General features: G+C 28.5%; 27 protein-coding genes and 1 riboswitch. Of the genes, 3 read left to right on the forward strand and 24 right to left on the reverse strand.

Annotated features, from left to right (window positions below; all coding sequences use genetic code 11):
- Positions 1–9: 9 nt before the first annotated feature.
- From ABXT47_RS03115 to rplM, 6 genes are read right to left on the reverse strand one after another with little or no spacing between them, the layout of a single operon-like run.
- Positions 10–912 (reverse strand): AEC family transporter, encoded by a 903-nt coding sequence (locus ABXT47_RS03115; protein WP_415309278.1) that lies wholly within the window; start codon positions 910–912, stop codon positions 10–12.
- Positions 912–2,204, reverse strand: coding sequence for a homoserine dehydrogenase (locus ABXT47_RS03120; RefSeq protein ID WP_415309279.1), 1,293 nt, complete (start codon positions 2,202–2,204; stop codon positions 912–914). Before ABXT47_RS03120 ends, ABXT47_RS03115 begins: the two co-directional genes overlap by 1 nt.
- A complete protein-coding gene (locus ABXT47_RS03125) occupies positions 2,205–2,429 on the reverse strand; it encodes a hypothetical protein (protein ID WP_415309280.1) in 225 nt (74 codons plus the stop codon). It lies immediately after the preceding gene.
- Positions 2,426–3,448, reverse strand: coding sequence for an N-acetyl-gamma-glutamyl-phosphate reductase (argC, locus tag ABXT47_RS03130; RefSeq protein WP_415309281.1), 1,023 nt, complete (start codon positions 3,446–3,448; stop codon positions 2,426–2,428). The genes ABXT47_RS03125 and argC overlap by 4 nt, the downstream gene beginning before the upstream one ends.
- A gap of 34 nt (positions 3,449–3,482) precedes the next feature.
- Positions 3,483–3,932 (reverse strand): 30S ribosomal protein S9, encoded by a 450-nt coding sequence (rpsI, locus tag ABXT47_RS03135; RefSeq protein WP_415309282.1) that lies wholly within the window; start codon positions 3,930–3,932, stop codon positions 3,483–3,485.
- 1 nt (position 3,933) lies between these two features.
- On the reverse strand, positions 3,934–4,395 hold the full coding sequence (gene rplM / locus ABXT47_RS03140; RefSeq protein ID WP_415309283.1) for a 50S ribosomal protein L13: 462 nt from the start codon (positions 4,393–4,395) through the stop codon (positions 3,934–3,936).
- A 138-nt stretch (positions 4,396–4,533) separates the two neighbouring features.
- Positions 4,534–4,602, forward strand: a riboswitch (SAM riboswitch).
- A 4-nt stretch (positions 4,603–4,606) separates the two neighbouring features.
- On the opposite strand from rplM, the gene ABXT47_RS03145 reads away from it, so the two are divergent.
- Positions 4,607–5,950 (forward strand): O-acetylhomoserine aminocarboxypropyltransferase/cysteine synthase family protein, encoded by a 1,344-nt coding sequence (locus ABXT47_RS03145; protein ID WP_415309284.1) that lies wholly within the window; start codon positions 4,607–4,609, stop codon positions 5,948–5,950.
- Here the strand turns inward: ABXT47_RS03145 and ABXT47_RS03150 are convergent.
- The gene (locus tag ABXT47_RS03150; RefSeq protein ID WP_415309285.1) at positions 5,934–6,953 is read right to left on the reverse strand and encodes a COX15/CtaA family protein; all 1,020 of its coding nucleotides are present in this window, start codon (positions 6,951–6,953) and stop codon (positions 5,934–5,936) included. The two genes, ABXT47_RS03145 and ABXT47_RS03150, sit on opposite strands and share 17 nt — an antisense overlap.
- A gap of 42 nt (positions 6,954–6,995) precedes the next feature.
- On the opposite strand from ABXT47_RS03150, the gene ABXT47_RS03155 reads away from it, so the two are divergent.
- A complete protein-coding gene (locus ABXT47_RS03155; RefSeq protein ID WP_415309286.1) occupies positions 6,996–7,286 on the forward strand; it encodes a chorismate mutase in 291 nt (96 codons plus the stop codon).
- Between the two features lie 2 nt (positions 7,287–7,288).
- Here ABXT47_RS03155 and ABXT47_RS03160 read toward each other — a convergent pair whose 3' ends face one another.
- Genes ABXT47_RS03160 through ABXT47_RS03185 form a run of 6 tightly spaced genes read right to left on the reverse strand, consistent with a single transcriptional unit; the run spans position 7,289 to position 9,824 of the window.
- Positions 7,289–7,480: a 50S ribosomal protein L33 gene (locus tag ABXT47_RS03160; protein WP_006996892.1), complete on the reverse strand. Its 192-nt coding sequence runs from the start codon at positions 7,478–7,480 to the stop codon at positions 7,289–7,291.
- 1 nt (position 7,481) lies between these two features.
- Positions 7,482–7,859, reverse strand: a complete 378-nt coding sequence (locus ABXT47_RS03165) for a MerR family transcriptional regulator (protein WP_415309287.1) — start codon at positions 7,857–7,859, stop codon at positions 7,482–7,484.
- Positions 7,849–8,151, reverse strand: coding sequence for an integration host factor subunit alpha (locus ABXT47_RS03170; RefSeq protein WP_415309288.1), 303 nt, complete (start codon positions 8,149–8,151; stop codon positions 7,849–7,851). Before ABXT47_RS03170 ends, ABXT47_RS03165 begins: the two co-directional genes overlap by 11 nt.
- Positions 8,151–9,155: a phosphate acyltransferase PlsX gene (gene plsX, locus ABXT47_RS03175; protein WP_415309289.1), complete on the reverse strand. Its 1,005-nt coding sequence runs from the start codon at positions 9,153–9,155 to the stop codon at positions 8,151–8,153. Before plsX ends, ABXT47_RS03170 begins: the two co-directional genes overlap by 1 nt.
- A 15-nt stretch (positions 9,156–9,170) precedes the next feature.
- Positions 9,171–9,353, reverse strand: a complete 183-nt coding sequence (gene rpmF, locus ABXT47_RS03180) for a 50S ribosomal protein L32 (RefSeq protein ID WP_415295811.1) — start codon at positions 9,351–9,353, stop codon at positions 9,171–9,173.
- Positions 9,354–9,359: 6 nt separating this feature from the next.
- The gene (locus ABXT47_RS03185) at positions 9,360–9,824 is read right to left on the reverse strand and encodes a ubiquinol-cytochrome C chaperone family protein (protein ID WP_415309290.1); all 465 of its coding nucleotides are present in this window, start codon (positions 9,822–9,824) and stop codon (positions 9,360–9,362) included.
- Between ABXT47_RS03185 and bamE the strand changes: the two genes are divergently transcribed.
- The gene (gene bamE, locus ABXT47_RS03190; protein WP_415309291.1) at positions 9,823–10,284 is read left to right on the forward strand and encodes an outer membrane protein assembly factor BamE; all 462 of its coding nucleotides are present in this window, start codon (positions 9,823–9,825) and stop codon (positions 10,282–10,284) included. The two genes, ABXT47_RS03185 and bamE, sit on opposite strands and share 2 nt — an antisense overlap.
- 13 nt (positions 10,285–10,297) lie before the next feature.
- Here bamE and ABXT47_RS03195 read toward each other — a convergent pair whose 3' ends face one another.
- From ABXT47_RS03195 to ABXT47_RS03245, 11 genes are all read right to left on the reverse strand, one after another.
- Entirely contained in the window at positions 10,298–12,403 is a 2,106-nt protein-coding gene (locus tag ABXT47_RS03195; protein WP_415309292.1) for a sodium-translocating pyrophosphatase, read from the reverse strand.
- A gap of 90 nt (positions 12,404–12,493) precedes the next feature.
- On the reverse strand, positions 12,494–13,453 hold the full coding sequence (gene thiL / locus ABXT47_RS03200; RefSeq protein WP_415309293.1) for a thiamine-phosphate kinase: 960 nt from the start codon (positions 13,451–13,453) through the stop codon (positions 12,494–12,496).
- Positions 13,446–13,850, reverse strand: coding sequence for a transcription antitermination protein NusB (locus tag ABXT47_RS03205; RefSeq protein WP_415309294.1), 405 nt, complete (start codon positions 13,848–13,850; stop codon positions 13,446–13,448). The genes thiL and ABXT47_RS03205 overlap by 8 nt, the downstream gene beginning before the upstream one ends.
- 2 nt (positions 13,851–13,852) lie before the next feature.
- Positions 13,853–14,239, reverse strand: a complete 387-nt coding sequence (ribH, locus tag ABXT47_RS03210) for a 6,7-dimethyl-8-ribityllumazine synthase (RefSeq protein ID WP_415309295.1) — start codon at positions 14,237–14,239, stop codon at positions 13,853–13,855.
- Positions 14,239–15,339, reverse strand: coding sequence for a 3,4-dihydroxy-2-butanone-4-phosphate synthase (gene ribB, locus ABXT47_RS03215; RefSeq protein ID WP_415309296.1), 1,101 nt, complete (start codon positions 15,337–15,339; stop codon positions 14,239–14,241). Before ribB ends, ribH begins: the two co-directional genes overlap by 1 nt.
- Entirely contained in the window at positions 15,326–15,919 is a 594-nt protein-coding gene (locus ABXT47_RS03220) for a riboflavin synthase (RefSeq protein ID WP_415309297.1), read from the reverse strand. Before ABXT47_RS03220 ends, ribB begins: the two co-directional genes overlap by 14 nt.
- Positions 15,920–15,921: 2 nt before the next feature.
- On the reverse strand, positions 15,922–17,028 hold the full coding sequence (gene ribD / locus ABXT47_RS03225) for a bifunctional diaminohydroxyphosphoribosylaminopyrimidine deaminase/5-amino-6-(5-phosphoribosylamino)uracil reductase RibD (RefSeq protein WP_415309298.1): 1,107 nt from the start codon (positions 17,026–17,028) through the stop codon (positions 15,922–15,924).
- A complete protein-coding gene (gene nrdR / locus ABXT47_RS03230) occupies positions 17,009–17,467 on the reverse strand; it encodes a transcriptional regulator NrdR (protein ID WP_169036466.1) in 459 nt (152 codons plus the stop codon). The genes ribD and nrdR overlap by 20 nt, the downstream gene beginning before the upstream one ends.
- On the reverse strand, positions 17,467–18,777 hold the full coding sequence (gene glyA, locus ABXT47_RS03235) for a serine hydroxymethyltransferase (protein WP_415309299.1): 1,311 nt from the start codon (positions 18,775–18,777) through the stop codon (positions 17,467–17,469). The genes nrdR and glyA overlap by 1 nt, the downstream gene beginning before the upstream one ends.
- Positions 18,778–18,779: 2 nt before the next feature.
- On the reverse strand, positions 18,780–19,205 hold the full coding sequence (gene rpiB, locus ABXT47_RS03240; protein WP_415309300.1) for a ribose 5-phosphate isomerase B: 426 nt from the start codon (positions 19,203–19,205) through the stop codon (positions 18,780–18,782).
- A gap of 1 nt (position 19,206) precedes the next feature.
- Positions 19,207–19,848, reverse strand: a complete 642-nt coding sequence (locus tag ABXT47_RS03245) for an aspartyl/asparaginyl beta-hydroxylase domain-containing protein (RefSeq protein ID WP_415309301.1) — start codon at positions 19,846–19,848, stop codon at positions 19,207–19,209.
- Between the last annotated feature and the right edge of the window lie 41 nt (positions 19,849–19,889).

Below are 19,889 nucleotides of genomic sequence, written 5' to 3' on the forward strand. Positions count from 1 at the left end.
AGATACAGTTTAATTAAAGTACTTTAAAGCAAAGAATACGACTACCGGAATAGTAGCAAAAGACATAACTGTTGAAACAACGATAGTACTAGCAACGCTATCTACAATTTTTTTCGGCGAATAAATTGAAGCTACAAGATAATTTAAAACAGCACTAGGCATTGAACATTGAATTAATAGAACACCAGCTGCAAATCCTGATAGATCAAAATATGTAATGATTAATAACGCAACAATAGGACCTAAGACAACTCTTCCAATTGATGAAATCACAGCTTTCTTAAAAGAGAAAACTTTAAAACGAGTTAAGGCAATTCCTAAAGACATTAATATTAAAAAAATTGTTGCATACATTAGTAAAAAGGTTGTGTTTTCTACAAAGACTGGAAGTTCTATTTTGAAATATAGGAAAATCACTGAAATTATAATTGCATAAAATGGTGGATTTTTAAGAATAACATTAATATTGAATTTTCTATCAGCAAGAAAAATTCCTAACGTAAAGTGACATAGAATTATTAAAGCTGAAATAGCAGCAGCAACACCTAATCCTTGAGATCCATAAGCAAACAAACATATTGGTAAGCCCATATTCCCAGTATTTGGCATAATAAATGGTGGAAGTTCTCGGATAATGTCTTTAGTTTTTAAGAAGAATAAAAAGACAATTCCAATAAAAGTAAAGGCAGTAATTGCAATTAAAAAGTACCAAAAGTAATCTTTAAATATTTCAAAAGATGTACCAGTGGAAGTTAGTGCGTATATAATCATTGCTGGTGTTCCTATATTTGCAGCAAAATTTGTTATGAAAGTGATGTCAATTTTTGGATTATTTTTACCTAAATAATATCCAATACCAACTACAAAAAAGACAGGAAATAAGACCTCAAATAGTTTTAGATATAACTCCATTAATTATATATTCTAATCAGTGTTGGATATTTAAGAATATTTTTGTCTTTTTTGAAAACAGAAAGACAATTCTTAGAATTAAGTTCATTAGTTTTATGTGTAATAATAACAATAGTAGCTTTATTATTTTTTTTATCAGGAGTTTGAATTAGTCTTTTTACTGAAATTTTATACTTAGCTAATCTGTTAGTAATTGTTGATAAAACACCAGGTTTGTCTTTAACTTCAAATCTCAAATAGAGAGAATTTGCATAATTATTAACGTTATAACATTTAATTGATTTACGTTTGCTACCTGAAATACCAAAGGGTTTTTTAACATTCCCATTCAATATTGAAAGTAGATCAGATAATAATGATGATGAGGTTGGACCAGGGCCAGCTCCCTCTCCCTGTAATATACTTTCACCAACAGGTTTTCCTTCAAGAATAACAGCATTCATAACTCCGCCAACATTACCAATGTACGAATTTTTACTAACTAGACATGGATGGACAGTTTCAAACAATTGATTATTAATAATTTCAGAAATACCCAATAATTTAATACGTAAATTTAATTGATTAGCAATTTCAATATCTTTTAATTCAATTTTTTCAATACCTTCCATCAAACATTTGTGTTTTGAAATCTTGGTATTAAAAGCAAGAGCAGACAAAATTCTTACTTTAGCAAATGCATCAAAGCCATTAAGATCTAATTTAGAGTTACCTGGCTCAGCATACCCTAATTTTTGTGCCTTTTTTAAAACATTTGAAAAACTGTCTTTAGAATTTCTCATTTCTGAGAGAATGTAATTAGAAGTACCATTTAAAATTCCATAAACTTTAGAAATCTTATTAGTTGCAAGACCTTCTTTGATAGTTCTTAATATTGGAATACCACCAGCAACAGATGCTTCAAATTCTAAGTTAACATGATTATCTTCAGCTAACTTTCCCAAGTAATCACCATGTTTAGATATAAGTGCTTTATTAGGAGTGATCACATGTATCTTGTTTTTTAAAGCAGTCTCTACAACTTTTTTTGATATTCCATCAGATAAGCCAATAGCTTCAAATAAAATATCTACTTTAGTCTTATTAAAAATTTCTAATGGATTTTTAAAAAAAATTTTTTTATTAATCTTAAATCTTCTCTTTTTTGAAATACTTTTAGCAGAAATTGCTACTAAATTAATTTTTTTACCAGTCTTAATCTCAATATGTTTTTTTTTTGTATTGAGTTCATTCAACAAATATATACCAACTTGACCTAATCCAATTACAGCAATGTTGATAATATTTTTCATCTATTTATTTATATCTGGATATTCTGCTTTTTCTGTATAATCTTTAAGAAAGATTTCAAACTCTTCAAAAGTCATTTCTTTAAAATTTTTAGTTGTACTCAATATTTTTGATAACTTTTTATTATCAGAAAATTTATTTATAGAATCTTCATTCCAATAAGCTGAGTTTTTATCTAAAGAACAAGACATTAAAATTAAAATTAATGGTAAAAAGAAATATTTCATATCAATCCTTTTGCTTCATTAAATCCATATTTAATATTCATGTTTTGTATAGCTTGACCAGCCCCACCTTTAATTAAATTATCAATAGCAGATAAAATAATAATTCTATTTTTATACTTAGTTTTACATATTGCTATAGAACAATTATTTGTGTTAATAACGTCATTTGTACTTATTAACGAATTTGTTTTTAAAATATTAACGAATCTACTTTTGGAATACTCAGCATTTAAAGTATCTTCTATTTTCTTAATATTTGAACCGTTGTTAAGATCTAGATAAATTGTACTTAATATTCCTCTGAACATAGGTGTTAGATGAGGGGTAAAGGTAAATGAAAAATTTTTTTTTGTGTAATTTTCAATTTCTTGTTGGATCTCAGAATTATGTCTATGAAAACCAACACCATAAGCACTTAAAGACTCATAAAGGTTTTTTTCTTTATATTTATTATGAACTCCTCTACCCGCTCCAGAATAACCAGATTTAGAATCTATAATTAAGTTGTCGATTTTTATTAAGTTTTTCTTTACTAGGGGAATAAGAGGAATAAGTATTGACGTTGGATAGCATCCTGGACATCCAATAATTTTAAATTTTTTTACTTTATCACCACTAATTTCTGGTAAGGCATAAATGGATTTTTTAATATTCTTAACAGATCTATGCTTTAGTTTGTACCATTTCAAATAATCAGATGCTTTATTAAGTCTAAAATCAGCAGCAAGATCAATTAAAACATTGTGCTCTAGTAGATCATTTGAAATATTTTGAGCTTCACCATTTGGCAAAGCGGTGAAAACAAGATCTATATTATTTAAAAAAGATTTATTGTATTTAACAATTTTTGGTAATTTTTTTGAACTCAGAGATTTCTCATAACTTGAGATATTTTTTCCAACTGATGATTTTCCACAAAGATATTTAATCTCAACATCACTGTGTTTAACTAATAATTTAATTAGTTGAACACCGATGTAACCAGTTGATCCAGCAACTAAAACATTAAGCTTAGGCATTTTATTATTATAACAGTTTTGAGTTAAAAAAGAATTATCTTTTCGAGAATTGGAAGCTTCTTCTAGCTTTTCTACGACCAGGTTTTTTTCTCTCAACTGATCTAGAGTCTCTGGTATTTAGTTTTTCAGTCTTAAGAACTGCCCTATTTTCAGAATCAAATAAAATTAATGCTTTAGCAATACCATGTACCATTGCACCAGCTTGCCCTGTGTGCCCGCCACCAGCAACACTACATCTAACATCATAACCTGTTGCTTGATTTATAATTTCAAATGGTCTTGTAATTTGCATTTTATGACTTCCGCTAGTAAAATAATCATCCATGGTTCTGCCATTTACATAAATTTTGCCAGTCCCTTTTTTTACCCAAATTTTTGCAATAGATTTTTTTCTTCTGCCTGTAGCATATTTACTATCTTTAAAATCTAATTTTATTTTAGGTTTTTTTGTAGTTACTTTATTTGCTGCAGTTGCTGTTTCCATATTAATTTCTTATTAAATTTTTACTGTTTAATTTTCCTAAATCTAGAAGTTTAGGGTTTTGCGCCGCATGCGGATGCTCTTCCCCTGCATAAATTTTTACTTTAGTTAATTGCTTTCTACCAAGCACTCCACCAGGTAACATTCTCTTAACTGCTAATTTTAAAGACTCGCCAGGTTTGTTTTTTTCTAAAAGTTTTTCAGGAGTTATTTCTTTAATACCACCAGGGTGTCCAGTATGTTTGTAGTATTTTTTATCGCTAAATTTTTTTCCTGTAAATTTTGCTAACTCTACATTTTTTACGACAACAAAATCACCATCATCCATGTGTGGTGTGTATGTGGTTTTATTTTTTCCTCTTACAATCATGGCAATTATAGATGCAAGTCTTCCAACTACAGCGTTTTTAGCATCAATTTCAAACCAGTTACTTGATAATTCACTACTTTTTAGAAATTTTGTCATTGTGCCAGGATTAATACTATTATTAGTAATAATGTCAATTTTATATTTATCTTGCAAAAGCTTGCTTTAATGATAGTTTGATTAAGCCGATTTGTTCCTATTGCAGGCTTGTTATTGCTAAAAAGGATTTTTACACACATTATCGGTAGGCACATTTGAACTGTATTGTACGCCTTGCATTAAGCATAAGTACTAAAAAAGGAGTATTAAGATGAGCACAAAAAGACAAAACCCTGAAACTATAGCCATACATGGTGGTGATTATAGAAGTGATCCAACAACAAAAGCAGTGGCTGTTCCGATATACAGAACAACCTCTTATCAATTTGATAGTACTGAACATGCTGCAAATCTGTTTGCTTTAAAAGAGTTTGGAAACATTTACACAAGAATAATGAATCCAACTAATGATGCTTTAGAAAAGAGACTTGCTGCATTAGAGGGAGGTTTAGCTTGTTTAACAGTATCATCTGGTCAAACAGCATCAACATTTGCAATATTAAACGTCGCAAAAGCTGGTGATAATATTGTTAGCTCAACAGATCTTTACGGTGGAACAGTTTCTTTATTCACACACACTTTGAGTAAGCTTGGAATAGAAGTTAGGTATGCTGACCCAGCGGATCCGAAAAACTTTGAGAAAGCTGTTGATGAAAAAACAAGAGCATTTTATGGAGAAACTTTACCCAATCCATACTTAAGAGTATTTCCTATTAAGGAAGTATCTGACATAGGTAGAAAATATAATATACCTCTAATAATGGATAATACAGCCTCTCCTGTTCTATGTAAACCAATAGAGCATGGTGCTGCAGTAGTAGTTTATTCGCTTACAAAATATATAGGAGGACATGGTACAGTTGTAGGCGGTGCATTAATTGATGGTGGTAATTTTGATTGGACAGCTGATCCTAAAAGGCAACCTCTATTTAATGAGCCAGATTTTAGTTATGGTGGTGCAGTATGGGGTAAAGTGGTACCAGAGTTAACAGGTGCAAATGTTTCTTTTGCAGTAAGAGCTAGAGTTGTTTTATTAAGAGATTTGGGTGCAGCATTATCTCCAGATAATGCTTTTGGATTAATCCAAGGACTTGAAACTGTAGCTTTAAGAATGAAACAACATTGCTCAAATGCTGAGAAAGTAGTGAATTACCTACTTAAACATACTGAGGTTTCAAGGGTAATATATCCAAATCAATATAAAGGTGAAATTGGAAACAGAGCTAAAAGATACCTAAGCGGTGGAAATGGTGCTCTGGTAGGTATAGAGTTGCAGGGCGGTATTGAAGCTGGTAAGAAATTTATTGAAGCTTTAAAAATGTTTTATCATGTAGCAAATATTGGTGATGCTAGAAGTCTAGCAATACATCCAGCAACAACTACACATAGTCAATTAAATGAGGAAGAACTTTTAGCTTCTGGTGTGACACCAGGATATGTAAGATTATGTATTGGTCTTGAGCATATTGACGACATTATTGAAGACTTAGAGCAAGCTCTAAAAAGAACTTTAAATAATGTTGAGAATATTAATAAAGCTAAAGTTGCTGGTTAGAATTTTTATGTAAAATTAAAAGATAAGAGCTCAAAACAATAATTGAGCCTAACTGGTGTAGAGAAGCATATTTAATCTCTGCACCAGACATTAAGGTAATAATTCCTAAGAAAACTTGAAATAAAATAGCAAAATCAAAAAATAATATATTTTTAAAATCTAATTTTTTTTTAATAAATTGATAATTCAAAAGTAAAATAAAGAACAAAAGAATGTATGCAGTTAATCTGTGAAAAAATTGAATAATAGAAGGATTATAAAATAATTGAGAACTCAAATAATCATTTATAACAACATCATTTGGAAAAAAATCCCCATTCATATCGGGCCACGAATTGTAGATTAAACCACCGTCCAGACCTGAAAGAAAAGCTCCAAGAACAATCTGCAATATAATAAGCAATAAAATAAAAAATAATAATAAATTAGAGATTTTAATCTTAAATTTCTTAGTGTTAAATAAATCTAATATAAACCAAAAAATTAAACACATTATAAATAAAGCCAGAGTTAAATGAACCGATAGTCTGAAATGACTAACATCGTTATTTTCTATTAATCCACTTGAAACCATATACCAGCCAATAAATCCTTGTAAGCATACTAATAGAAAAATTAGATAATATTTATTTGAATAAAATTGATTATTATTAAATTTAAAACTAAAAAATAATAATGGTATGAATGAAAATAACCCTACAATTCTTGCTAGTAATCGATGTGCATATTCCCAATAAAAGATTATCTTAAATTCATTCAAAGTCATATTGTAATTAATATTTTGAAATTCTGGAATTTTCTTATATTCAGAAAAATAAAAGTTCCATTCGTTAATATTTAAGGGAGGTAATATTCCAGTAAAAAGTTCCCATGCAGTAATAGATAATCCAGAATCAGTTAATCTAGTTAAACCACCAACCCCTACCATAATAATAATTAACAAAAATAAAGTTATTAGCCATAATTTTAAATACTTTATATAGTTGTCGCTATTTACAAACATAAATTATACTTATAATAATCATCTTAATTACCAATTGTTTAAATGTCGCCTATAAATAAAAAAAAATTAGATCTGCTGAGAGTTAAGCTAGATAAGCTTGATAATGAATTGCTCAAATTAATTAAAAAAAGATCTAATTTAGTAAATAAAGTTTTAAAAGTAAAAAATCACAAAAAAGAAATAATCGATCAAAAAAGAATAAAATTCATACTTAAGAAAATTAAGAAAAAATCATTACAATTAAACATAGATCCAAAGATAACAAATAGAATATGGAAGAGTATGATTTGGTCATTTATTGATTACGAAAAAAGAAACTTTAAAAAAAATTAATATTATTTACTATGTGGGGGTAATTTTTTCTCTACAAACATTTCATGTTTTCTTGTAGAAGGATTGTACTTTTTTGCTGACAATTTGACTTTAGCTTTTTCACCACCAGCTGGTTTTTTAACATAGTAAAAAAATGGGCTGTCAGGTTTAGCTTCAGGTACCAGTCTAACTTTAACGTGAGTTTTTTTAGCCATATTATTTTAAATCTTTTATTTGTCTTATTAAATTAGAAATTTTTTTAAGTTTATTTTTTATACTATAATCAGCATTTATAGAATTATTTGGTAATTCGTCAAGTTTTAAAGATTTATCAGAATTAAGAACTTTTTTAGCGCCATTAATTGTCATTCCTTGATCTTTAAGCAAATATTTAACTTTTTTTAAAACCTCAATAGTATCATTACTATAGTACCGTCTATTACCATTTAAAATATTTGGCTTAATTTGCTTAAATTCTTTTTCCCAAAAACGAATAGTGTGAGTGTTAAGAGATCCTTTTTTTTTATTAACTAGATCAAGAATTTTTGCAACCTCTCCTATAGATTTATATGCTTTATTGCTTTTATGAATCATTTTCAGAATTTACTAAATCTTTAAATTCTTTAGAAGCTTTAAATAAAACTACATCTCTGTCAGATATAGTTATTTCCTCTCTAGTTTTAGGATTTCTACCCATTCTACTTTTTTTTGAACGTATTGAAAAAGTACCAAATTTTGATAATTTTAATTTTTTTTCAATTTTTAAATTTTTTGAGATTGTGTATAAAAAATCATCTATTAAACTTTCTGAAATATTTTTTGAGAAACCAATTTGCATATAAACAGAATTTATCAAATCTTTTTTGGTTAGATTAATTCTAGTCATTAATTTATATTTTTTCTAATTTTTTCTATTAAATTACCACTTACAACTCTTGTGCAAACACTCAAAGAATTAGAAAAACCAAAATAATCTGTTCCACCATGGCTTTTAATTACTGGTAAGTCTAAACCAATAAATATAGCACCATTATATAACCGGGGATCTAATCTTGCCTTAAATTTTTTTAAATTAGAAATATTTAATAAAGAAGAAATTTTTCCTATTATACTTCCTGTCATTGCTTTTTTTAGTTCGCCTGTAATAAAATTTGCTGTTCCTTCTGCAGTTTTCAAAGCAACATTACCAGTAAAACCATCAGCTACAATTACATTGACCTCTCCATTCATTAACTGGTTGCCTTCTATATAACCTTTAAATTCAAAGTCATGATTATTTCTTTGATTTAATTTTTGATATGTTTCTTTGATAATTTCGTTACCTTTAAGTTCTTCAGAGCCTATATTTAATAAGGCAACTTTTGCACTATCCTCTGGATATAAAGATTTAAATAACGAGGAACCCATTATTGAAAAATCAATTAGATTTTTTGGACTACATTCAATATTAGCACCCAAATCTAAAACTACACTCATGCCTTTTTTATTTGGCCAAAGCGCTGATAAAGCTGGTTTATCAATGTTATCAATCATATTAAGGTTAAGCTTAGATATAACCAGTAAAGCACCTGTATTTCCAGCAGAGATCACAACATCTGATTTTTTTTCTTTAACACTTTGGATTGCTAACCACATACTAGTGTTTTTTCCACGTTTAGCACCTTCTAAGGGGCTGTCAGTACCTTTAACAACATCAATTGTATGAAATATCTCAAAAGAAGAATTTGTTAAATCATTTTTAATATGTGGTATAATTTTATTCTTATCACCAAAGATTTGATAAAATGAATTTTTATTTTTTTTAAAATGGTGACTAATGCCATCCATAACTTTTTTTGGTGAACCATCTCCACCCATTGCATCTACTGCAATTTTGATTTTTTTATTCATTTAAGATTGAAGTTTTTATTCCTTAGGATCTAAAACTTGTCTGCCTCTGTACATACCAGTTTTAAGATCCAAGTGATGTGGTAACCTAAATTCACCTGATTTTTTGTCCTCAACAATATTTGTTGATTTGAACTTCATATTCTGAGCTCTTCTCATTCCAGTTCTTGACGGGGATTGTTTACGTTTGGGTACAGCCATAAAATATCATTTTAATACACCTTTTAAATAAAAATTCAAAGTATTATTTGATAATTCTAATCTATATTTTTCAAAATAATCAGCTAAATAAGAGGCATCAATTGATTTTCCTAAATAATCTAATAATAAAGATGTTCTTAAATCAACGCTTAAGTCTTCCCAAAAGTGTATTTTATCAATAATTTCATGAAATATGTTCAGATAATCTTTCATTTTTTTATTTATGGATTGATCTCCATACCCAATTTCTCTTATATTTAACTCTAACTGTCTAAACATAAAATCGTAAATTTTCTGCATATTATCTTTGGAATTGTCATTTTTAAAGACTTTCAGAAAGAATGCAAAATGAAATAAAAAAAATATTAATCTGTCTGAAAATTTGTCCTGATATTCGAAGTTTCTATAAAGTTCTTTATTTCTGGTTAAAGATATTAATTTATTGTAAATATTAATGTAATCAGATTTCATGAAAAAATACTTTTTTATATTGTTCTTATCTATATTAACTTCAAATTGTACTTTAGATAAAGTAATTAATGATCATGGTACCAAATTTATTGATGTAAAGGAAAAAAAACTTATTGTCAATTCTACTAATAAAAATGACATAATTAAACTTCTGGGCCCACCATCAACAAAAAGTATGTTTGATAATGACGTTTGGATTTACATTGAAAGAAAAAAAGCAAAAAAATCACTATTGAGTATTGGGGGTGAAAAAACTTATGCTAATAATGTTTTGGTTTTGGAAATAGATAATAAAGGTTTGCTTGTGAAGAAAGAATTACATCAAATAGATAAAATGAATAAAATCAATTTTTCAAATGACAAAACATCTGTAAACTATAGTAAAAATTCATTTACATATGATTTTCTAAATAGTTTACGACAAAAAATTAATAATCCAAAAAGTAACAGGCAGAATTAATTTCTTATTAGAGTTATCCTGCTATTACAGCTAATAATAATAAAGCTACAATATTTGTAATTTTAATCATCGGATTAACTGCTGGACCAGCTGTATCTTTGTAGGGATCTCCAACTGTGTCTCCAGTAACCGCTGCTTTATGTGCTTCAGAACCTTTGCCACCATGATTACCATCTTCAATATATTTCTTAGCGTTATCCCATGCTCCACCACCAGCAGTCATTGAAACAGCAACAAATAGTCCTGTAACTATTACACCTAACAGCATAGCACCAACAGAGGCTAAAGCTTCTGCTTGTCCACCTATAGAAAGTATAACAAAATATAAAACTATTGGAGATAATACTGGTAATAATGAAGGTACAACCATTTCTTTAATTGCAGCTTGAGTTAATAAATCAACAAGTTTTGCATAATCGGGTTTTTGTTTACCCTTCATGATGCCTGGGAACTTTTTAAATTGTCTTCTTACTTCGACAACAACGGCTCCACCTGCTCTTCCAACAGCTTGCATTCCCATCGATCCAAATAGATATGGAAGCATTCCACCAATCAATAAACCAACAACAACATAAGGATTAGTTAGATCGAAAGTGACTTCAATGTTATATAATTTAGAACCTTCTATCTTAGCAAAGTGTTTAATATCTTCTACGTAAGCAGCAAATAAAACTAGTGCTCCTAAACCAGCGGAACCAATAGCATAACCTTTTGTTACAGCTTTTGTAGTGTTTCCTACAGCATCTAATGCATCGGTAGTTTTTCTTACACTGTTTGGTAATTTAGCCATTTCAGCAATACCACCAGCATTGTCGGTAACTGGACCATAAGCGTCTAGAGCAACAACCATTCCAGCTAAGGCTAACATTGTAGTAACAGAAATTGCAATACCATATAGGCCAGCTATTGAATTTGTAGCTAAAATTCCAGCAACAATAATCAATGCAGGGATTGCAGTAGCTTCCATAGAAACAGCTAATCCTTGAATAACATTAGTACCATGACCAGTTGTTGATGATTTTGCGATACTTCTAACGGGTCTGTATTCAGTTCCGGTATAATATTCGGTAATCCAAATCAAAAGACCAGTAATAACTAAACCAATTATTCCACAATAATACAAGCTCATACCGTTAAAGCTTTTACCATCTACAGTATACTCACTTGCAAAACCAATCACATAGTCAGTTACTGGGTACAAAATTACTAATGAAGATACGGCAGAAACAACAAATCCTTTATATAAGGCATTCATAACATTTTTACTTTTTCCAAGCTTCACAAAATAAGTTCCTAATATTGATGTCAAGATACAAGCTCCACCAATTGTTAAAGGGTAAATCATCATATTCATATCACCTACAAAAAATATCGAAGATAAAACCATTGTAGCAACAATAGTTACTGCGTAAGTTTCAAATAAATCTGCTGCCATACCAGCACAGTCACCAACATTATCACCAACATTGTCGGCTATTACTGCTGGGTTTCTAGGGTCATCCTCAGGTATTCCTGCTTCTACCTTACCGACTAGATCGGCACCAACATCAGCACCTTTTGTAAAAATTCCACCACCTAATCTTGCAAAAATTGATATTAGTGAAGCACCAAAACCTAATGCAACTAATGCATTAACAACTTCTCTGTCTTCAGTTCCCATTTTTAATAAAATATAATAATAAACTGCTATAGCTAATAAGGCTAAACCAGCAACAAGCATACCAGTGACAGCACCAGATTTAAAAGCAACTGCAAGACCGCTAGCTAAACCTTTTCTTGAAGCTTCCGCAGTTCTAACATTTGCTTGAACTGAAACTAACATTCCAACATAACCTGCAATACCAGACAAAGTTGCACCAATAAAATAACCAAGACCAACTAGTGGGCTAAACACCCAACAAACAATAACTAAAACAACAACTCCAACCACGGCTATCGTTTTATATTGTCTTGCTAGATAAGCTTTAGCTCCAATTTGAATTGCTGTAGCAATTTCTTGCATTTTTACATTTCCAGCACTTGAATTAAGAATATTTAAGCCAGTAAAAAAACCATAAACGATTGCAAGTGATCCAGCCGCTATGGTGTAAAGTAATATTGTTTCTATAAGTGAGTTCATGATGCCTTTTTAGTTGTTTGGTTGTTAAAAATTTTATTGTTTAAAGTCCGGACAATACAAAAAAAGCAATAAAAGGCAATATTTAACTTTTTAAAACTTATGAAAATAACCTTTATTTTTAAGGCTTATTTGGACATTTTTACCATCAATAATGGTCGATTTTTCAATATGGCTTTGGATTGAGCCAATTTTTGTAAGCTTAACTCTGTAATTAAATGCTATTTTTTTTATGATTCTCATTTTATTTTTGGAAGCTGTAAATAGGACCTGATAATCATCACCATTAGAAATGTAATTAATCTTTGATAACTTTTTAAGAGTGAGTACTTTTTTGAGATTATTTGAAATTGGAATATTATCTAAATAAAGTTTATAAGATAATTTTTGGTTATTAATCATTTTATCAAGGTCTGCTAATAGTCCATCAGATATATCAATAGAAGTGTTAGCAAACTTCTTAATTTGAGTAATCAATTTTAATTGAATATTTGGCATAAAGTATTGATTAGTAAAATATTTACTTAGAAACTTATTAAGTTTAACTTTATTTTTTAAAACTAACAAACCTAAGTAACTGTCTCCTAAATTTCCAGATACATAAATATCGTCATTAATTTTAGCTTTGTTCCTATACACAATATTATGTGCAAATCCTATTGAGGTAATTGTAAAACTTAACTTGTTTGAAAAAACTGTATCTCCACCACTTAAAAATATCTTATACTTATTTTGTTCTTGATTAAGTGAGTTACTAATTTTTGATAGATTTAATTTAGAAAAACTTTTTTTATTTCCAGATCCTGAAATAAAATAGTATTTTGGTTTAACACCTTTGCAAATAAGATCTGATATAGATGATCTAATTATTTTTTTTATAACTAGTTCAGGTTTTTTAAAATTTATAAAATGATTACCTTCTGTATATGTATCAACTGAAACTACTAATTTATTTTTTTTATCAAAAAAAACATCGTCATTTAGGTTCAAGGCACTTGATGATTTTTTAGAAAGTTTTTGAAAATAATTTTTTATTAACTCAAATTCATGCATTGATAGATCTTATTTTTTTAGCTATCTTGTCTAATATAGCATTCAAATATTTAGTTTGACTGTCTTCTAAAAAAAAATTTGAAGCATCAAGATATTCTTTAATAATTATTTTTGTTGGAACCTTAGGTTTATATAGAAATTCAAATATTGCTGATTTTACTATAACTTGAAAAACCTTATCTAAATTATTTAATTGCAAGTCTTCACTTAAATATTTTTTAACCTCTTCTTTAATTACATCCTCTCTTTCTATTGTGCCTAAAACAACATCTTTGATAAACTTTTTAAATCTATGTTTTGGAAAAGTTAAATCGTTATCGTCATTAAAAAAATTACCATATAACTTTTGGATAATTATAACTCTTGGGCTTTGGTTGGGATTATATGAGGTTCTCATTATTATTGAGACAAGACAGATATTACAGCTTGAGCTGCTTCTCTACCTTTTTTTTTCCTTGCTTTAGCTTGACGCATATTTAGACAAGTAATAATTCCGTTACCAATAGGTTTTTTATTTTCTATAGATAGTTTCATTATCGCATCTGTAGAAGAATGGGAAATAAAGTCAAAATGTGGTGTTTGACCTTTTATAACACAACCAAGAGCTAAAAAAGCATCATACTTTTTAATATTTTTTGAAATTGTTACTGGTATTTCAAAAACACCAGGGACATTAATGATTTTTATTAAACTAGATTTTGGTAATATGTCTTTAGCGCTACTGAGCAATCCTTTAGATATGTCTTTGTAATAATCAGCAATAACTATTAAATATTTTTTTTTCATTAAATTATTTCTTGTTTAGTAATTTTTATATCATAACCCTCTAATCCAATAACTTTTTTAGGAGACTTTGTGATTAATATCATATTTCTTATTTTTAAATCTTTTATTATTTGAGCACCAATACCATAATTTCTAATAAGCTTGTCGTTACCTTTTTTATAGAAATCTTTATTTTTATAATCTTTAAGAGTCTGTGTAACTGACCTTAAATTTGTATCTTTAATAAATACTAAAACGCAATTATTAAATTTCTTAAAGTAATTCAGCGTTTTGTTAAATGAATTTGGTAATTTTTGGCTTATTAAATAATTTTGAACAACATTTGACGAAATTACTCTAACTCTTGGTACTACACCTTTTTTTAAATTACCTTTAATTAAAGCAAAATGTTCAGATCCATCTAAAAGGTTTTCATAAATTCTAATTATATATTTCTGTTTTTTAACCTCTATTTCTGATTTTTTTTTCAATTTAATTAGTTTTTCTTTTTTTAACCGATAAGCAATAAGATCTTCAATTTTACCTATCTTTAAATTATGTTTTTTTGCAAAATTAAATAAATCTTGACCTTTAGCCATTGTACCGTCTTCATTCATTATTTCACAAATAACTGCTGAATTATTTTTTTTTGCAAGTTTTGAAATATCAACAGAGGCTTCTGTGTGCCCAGCTCTAACTAAAACGCCACCATCTTTTGCAATAATTGGAAAAATATGTCCAGGAGATACAATGTCTTTTTTATTTACACTTTTTTTTGATGCAACTTTTATTGTTTTAGCTCTATCTTTTGCTGATATGCCAGTTGTTATTCCTTTTTTTGCTTCAATAGAAACTGTGAAGGCAGTCTTGTTTCTTGATTGGTTTATTGGAGACATTAAAGATAAATTTAACTTTTTTGCCTGAATACTATCGAGAGCTAAACAAATTAATCCACGTCCAAATCTAGCCATAAAATTTATATTTTTAGCATTTGAGTCTGTGGTTGAAATAATTAAATCACCTTCATTTTCTCTTTTTTCATCATCTACTAAAATAAACATACCACCTTTCTTGGCAGTATTAATTATGCTTTCAATAGATGCGTAATTATTTTTTTTCATTAAAATAATTTCTAACATATTTAGATAGGATATCTATCTCTACATTAACTAGGCTGCTTTTTTTAAGTGTATATAAGTTTGTAACTTTAAATGTGTGTGGAATAACCCAAACTTGAAATCCTTTTTTTGTTACTTTTGAAATTGTTAGTGAAATTCCATTAATAGAAATTGAAGCTTTTTCAATTAAATTTTTTCTTTCTTTTTTATTTATTTCAAAATCAAATAAATAAGATTTATCAATCTTTTTTATATTAAAAATTTTACCAACTGTATCTACATGGCCCTGACATATATGACCTGAAATCTTATGACCATACTTTAAGGGAAGTTCAAGATTAATTTTATCATTAATTTTTAAAAATTTAAATTTAGACCTTTGTATTGTTTCTTCAGATAGGTAAAATTCCATTAGGTTTTTTTTAATTGTTATTAGTGTTAAACAAACACCATCAGAAGAAACTGAAACACCTATATCTCTTTTTGTTAATTTCAAATTAGAACTTACAAAAATATTAATGCCTTTAGTTCTTTTGCTAATTTTTTTAATAGTACCTTGGTTAAAAATTATTCCATTAAACATAATTATCTTTTATATAAAGTTATAGTATCTTTACCTAATTTTGTATTTATCTTAGATTTAGTTTTATAATTTTGTATCAAAAATCTAATATTATTAAAGCCTGTATATGATGTAGATTTATTCAAAATTTTCTTACTTTTAAATAGATAAAATTGATTAAAAATTTTATCTTCTAGAAAGCTGCCCGATAGGATGTCACCACCTTCAACTAAAAGGTTTCTACATCCTATTTTATAAAGTTTTTTAATTATTAAATTTAAATCAAAATATTTATTTTTAATTAAATTTGATTTGATTAATTGAATGCCTTTTTTCTTAAATAAAGTTATTTTTTTTTTGTTAGCTGAATTATAAAAAATAATCGTATTATTTTTATTGGCAGTTTTAAATATATATGAATTAATTTTTGTATTTAAATCGCTGTCTAAAATGATTCTTCTTGGAGAGAACTTATTAAACCCTTTTAATCTACAGTTTAATTTAGGATTATCTATATTTAATGTCTTGTATGACACCATTAATGAGTCATTCTTATATCTCAAATAATGATTCAGTTTATCAGAATGAATATCGGTAATTTTTTTGCTATCTTTAGTGTGTATAAGGTTATTTTTAGTTGTAGCTATCTTGCCAGTAATAAAGGGAAGTTTATTTATTCTATTGAAAAAATAAGTTGAATAAAAATCATTTGTTTCATTTTTAAGTAATCCTTTTTTTACAACAATATTTTTGGATCTTAAAATTTTAAAACTTTTACCTTTAACTTTTTTATCAATATCTTCTATTGAATAAAAAACTTCATTTATTTTTTTTTTTATTATTAAATTAGTACAAGGTGGTGTTTTTCCATAATGACTACATGGTTCTAATGTCACGTATATTTTTGAACCTTCTAAATTTGTATTTGAATTATTAATAGCATTATATTCTGCGTGCGGGGTGCCTCCATAACCTGTTTGTCCTATTGAAATAATTTCATCTTCTTTTACTATAACACAACCAACAGATGGATTTACACCTGTAAGACCATGCCTTGATCTAGCAAGACTTAATGCTAGCTCCATATACTTTTTATCTTTTTTGGAAAAATTATCTTTTTTTGTAGACATCTAATTTGTCCACGAATTGTACAAAATCTTTCTCTTCTCTGAAATTTCTGTAAACAGATGCAAATCTTACATATGCCACAGGATCAAGCTCTTTTAAACCCTCCATGACCATGGTTCCTATAATGTTAGATGAAATTTCACTTTGACCCAGCTCTTCCAAAGCTCTTGAAGTTTTACTTATAAATTTTTCTGCTGTTTCTGTGTCTATTGGTCTTTTTTTAAGAGCAATATAAATTGACTTAGAAAGTTTATCCCTGTCAAAAGATGATTTTCTTCCGTTCTTTTTGACAACCATTATTTCTCTAAACTGAACTCTTTCAAAGGTTGTAAATCTTGCTCCACAAACACATAGTCTTCTTCTCCTTATAGCAGTTCCATCTTCTGTTGGTCTAGAATCTACAACAGATGTTTCACCTTTTTTACAAATTGAACAAATCATTATTTTAAGTTCTTATATATAGGAAAATGAGAAGTAAGCTCTATAACTTCATTTCTTACTTCTTCTTCAACTTTACTATTATCTTCAGGGTTTACGGATAAACCTTTTACAACTTTAGTTATTAACTCTCCTACTTTTGCAAATTCTTTTAATCCAAAGCCTCTAGTTGTGGCTGCTTGAGTACCTAGTCTTATACCTGATGTAATCATTGGTTTCTCAGAATCAAATGGTATTCCATTTTTATTACAAGTAATATTTGCTTTAGAAAGACTTTCAGCTGCTATGTTGCCCTTAACATTAAAAGGTCTAAGATCTACTAACATTAAGTGTGTATCCGTCCCTCCAGAATAGATTTTAAAACCATTATTTTTAAGTGTTTCTGATAAAATTTTAGCATTAGCTAAAACTGATTTAATATAATCTTTAAAATCAGGTCTTAAGGCTTCTAAAAAACCTGCAGCTTTTGCTGCAATAACATGCATTAATGGCCCACCTTGATAACCAGGAAAAACTGCAGTATTAAATTTTTTAGCTAAATCTTCATGATTTGTTAAAATAATTCCACCTCTTGCACTCCTAAAAACTTTGTGTGTTGTTGATGTAACTACGTGAGCATGTTCACAAGGATTTGGATAACCTTTTCCAGCAACTAAACCCGAAAAATGAGCCATATCTACCATAAGATATGCTCCCACTTTATCAGCAATCTCCCTAAACCTTTTAAAATCTATAACTCTAGAATAAGCACTGCCCCCGCAAATTATAAGTTTCGGTTTGTGCTCTAAAGCAAGTTTCTCGACATTGTCATAGTCTATAAGTTCAGATTCTTTATCAACATCATATCCTATTGGATTAAACCATTTACCTGACATTGAAATTTTTAAACCATGTGTAATGTGTCCACCAGAATTTAAACTCATTCCCATAAATGTATCACCTGGATTTAATAAAGCTAAAAAAACTGCACCATTTGCTTGAGCTCCAGAATGAGGTTGTGCATTAGCAAATTTACAATCAAATAATCTTTTTAATCTTTCAATAGCTAAGTTTTCAGCAACATCAACATGCTCACATCCATTATAGTATCTTTTTCCAGGATATCCTTCTGCATATTTATTTGTTAAAACAGAACCTTGTGCTTCTAAAACAGCTTGTGAAACGATATTTTCAGATGCAATTAATTCAATATGTTGTTGTTGTCTTTTTAATTCATCACTAATTGCTTTATACAGTTCTGGATCAGCTACAGATAAACTGTCTTCAAAAAAACTTTTATAACTGTCATTTAGATAATTTTTTTCACTAGACATAATTAAATCTTTTTAATTCTTTTTGCGTGTCTTCCACCATCAAACTTTGTATTCAAAAAAACACTGACACAATTTAAAGCATTTTTTTTAGTTAGCAGTCTTGAACCTAATGTAATGATATTTGCATCATTATGCAATCTTGATAATTTTGTGGATTTTAAATTAAAACACTGGGCCGCACGTATATTCTTATGTCTATTTGCCGCAATATTCATGCCAATGCCAGAACCGCATACTAGTATACCAATATGATTTTTGCTTGTTTTAACTTTTTTTGCAACTTTATGAGCATAATCAGGATAATCAACCCTATAACTATTGTATGGGCCTAGGTCTGTATAATAAATTTTTTTTTTATCTAAATGAATTTTAATGAATTCTTTTAACTTATAACCAGCGTGATCTGATGATAAAAATATTTTTTTCAATCTAATTAAACTTATAATCCAAAACACACGCAACTAAGTGAACTCTATTTTCTTCTCCACCATTAAAAGCATTATGATATTTTGTATTGTTAGTAACCCACACCGATCCGTCTGCAGGCATATGTTTTGCAACATTGTCTATAACCATTAAGCAGCCTGGATTTGAAATTAGAGGTATATGCAATCTTGGTTCTGGATCTCTATGCCAACTCAATGTCGATCTTGGCTCCTTTAATAAAATCCTAACTCTACCTAATTTATATTTTGAAGAAAGCACATCAAACACTTCTTTAAAGTATGTGTTTTCATAGTCAGGTATAAATTCTGAATAAGCAGCTTCATCAATTGAAACATCTCTTGAAACTTCCTTTCCTGACTTATCTGGTTTTGTCCAATAAACACCTCTAGCTTTGCTTCCTTTGACAGAGTCTGGGTCACCAGGAATTTGTGTTAGAGAAATAGCTCCAAAGTGGGCAATTCCTCCACCATCATCAAATTTTTTAGTTTGAATAATTTGATTGTAAGCTTCTTGTAATTTATTAATATCAAACTTGATATTTTGTTTTTGAAAGTCACTAAAATCTAAAATCTTCTCTTCTTTTTTTAGATCTAAGCTTACAATATTTTTATTTTCAATAATCATGCTGATTGTTTTTTACTTAATTTAATATATATTTGTATAAT

This window comes from Candidatus Pelagibacter sp. Uisw_099_02 (genome assembly GCF_047727625.1).
In the GTDB taxonomy this organism is placed as follows: domain Bacteria; phylum Pseudomonadota; class Alphaproteobacteria; order Pelagibacterales; family Pelagibacteraceae; genus Pelagibacter.

Bases quoted from the DNA above. Each gene is read 5' to 3' on its own strand.
- ABXT47_RS03205 (WP_415309294.1), bottom strand. From the start codon at position 13,850: ATGAGAACCTCATATAATCCCAACCAAAGCCCAAGAGTTATAATTATC.
- ABXT47_RS03170 (WP_415309288.1), bottom strand. From the start codon at position 8,151: ATGACTAGAATTAATCTAACCAAAAAAGATTTGATAAATTCTGTTTAT.
- ABXT47_RS03115 (WP_415309278.1), bottom strand. From the start codon at position 912: ATGGAGTTATATCTAAAACTATTTGAGGTCTTATTTCCTGTCTTTTTT.
- bamE (WP_415309291.1), top strand. From the start codon at position 9,823: ATGAAAAAATACTTTTTTATATTGTTCTTATCTATATTAACTTCAAAT.
- thiL (WP_415309293.1), bottom strand. From the start codon at position 13,453: ATGCATGAATTTGAGTTAATAAAAAATTATTTTCAAAAACTTTCTAAA.
- ribH (WP_415309295.1), bottom strand. From the start codon at position 14,239: ATGAAAAAAAAATATTTAATAGTTATTGCTGATTATTACAAAGACATA.
- ABXT47_RS03165 (WP_415309287.1), bottom strand. From the start codon at position 7,859: ATGATTCATAAAAGCAATAAAGCATATAAATCTATAGGAGAGGTTGCA.
- ABXT47_RS03145 (WP_415309284.1), top strand. From the start codon at position 4,607: ATGAGCACAAAAAGACAAAACCCTGAAACTATAGCCATACATGGTGGT.
- ABXT47_RS03120 (WP_415309279.1), bottom strand. From the start codon at position 2,204: ATGAAAAATATTATCAACATTGCTGTAATTGGATTAGGTCAAGTTGGT.
- ribB (WP_415309296.1), bottom strand. From the start codon at position 15,339: ATGAAAAAAAATAATTACGCATCTATTGAAAGCATAATTAATACTGCC.
- ABXT47_RS03245 (WP_415309301.1), bottom strand. From the start codon at position 19,848: ATGATTATTGAAAATAAAAATATTGTAAGCTTAGATCTAAAAAAAGAA.
- ABXT47_RS03150 (WP_415309285.1), bottom strand. From the start codon at position 6,953: ATGTTTGTAAATAGCGACAACTATATAAAGTATTTAAAATTATGGCTA.
- glyA (WP_415309299.1), bottom strand. From the start codon at position 18,777: ATGTCTAGTGAAAAAAATTATCTAAATGACAGTTATAAAAGTTTTTTT.
- rpmF (WP_415295811.1), bottom strand. From the start codon at position 9,353: ATGGCTGTACCCAAACGTAAACAATCCCCGTCAAGAACTGGAATGAGA.
- argC (WP_415309281.1), bottom strand. From the start codon at position 3,448: ATGCCTAAGCTTAATGTTTTAGTTGCTGGATCAACTGGTTACATCGGT.
- ABXT47_RS03220 (WP_415309297.1), bottom strand. From the start codon at position 15,919: ATGTTTAATGGAATAATTTTTAACCAAGGTACTATTAAAAAAATTAGC.
- ABXT47_RS03125 (WP_415309280.1), bottom strand. From the start codon at position 2,429: ATGAAATATTTCTTTTTACCATTAATTTTAATTTTAATGTCTTGTTCT.
- ABXT47_RS03195 (WP_415309292.1), bottom strand. From the start codon at position 12,403: ATGAACTCACTTATAGAAACAATATTACTTTACACCATAGCGGCTGGA.
- nrdR (WP_169036466.1), bottom strand. From the start codon at position 17,467: ATGATTTGTTCAATTTGTAAAAAAGGTGAAACATCTGTTGTAGATTCT.
- ABXT47_RS03155 (WP_415309286.1), top strand. From the start codon at position 6,996: ATGTCGCCTATAAATAAAAAAAAATTAGATCTGCTGAGAGTTAAGCTA.
- ABXT47_RS03160 (WP_006996892.1), bottom strand. From the start codon at position 7,480: ATGGCTAAAAAAACTCACGTTAAAGTTAGACTGGTACCTGAAGCTAAA.
- ribD (WP_415309298.1), bottom strand. From the start codon at position 17,028: ATGTCTACAAAAAAAGATAATTTTTCCAAAAAAGATAAAAAGTATATG.
- ABXT47_RS03185 (WP_415309290.1), bottom strand. From the start codon at position 9,824: ATGAAATCTGATTACATTAATATTTACAATAAATTAATATCTTTAACC.
- rplM (WP_415309283.1), bottom strand. From the start codon at position 4,395: ATGACAAAATTTCTAAAAAGTAGTGAATTATCAAGTAACTGGTTTGAA.
- rpsI (WP_415309282.1), bottom strand. From the start codon at position 3,932: ATGGAAACAGCAACTGCAGCAAATAAAGTAACTACAAAAAAACCTAAA.
- plsX (WP_415309289.1), bottom strand. From the start codon at position 9,155: ATGAATAAAAAAATCAAAATTGCAGTAGATGCAATGGGTGGAGATGGT.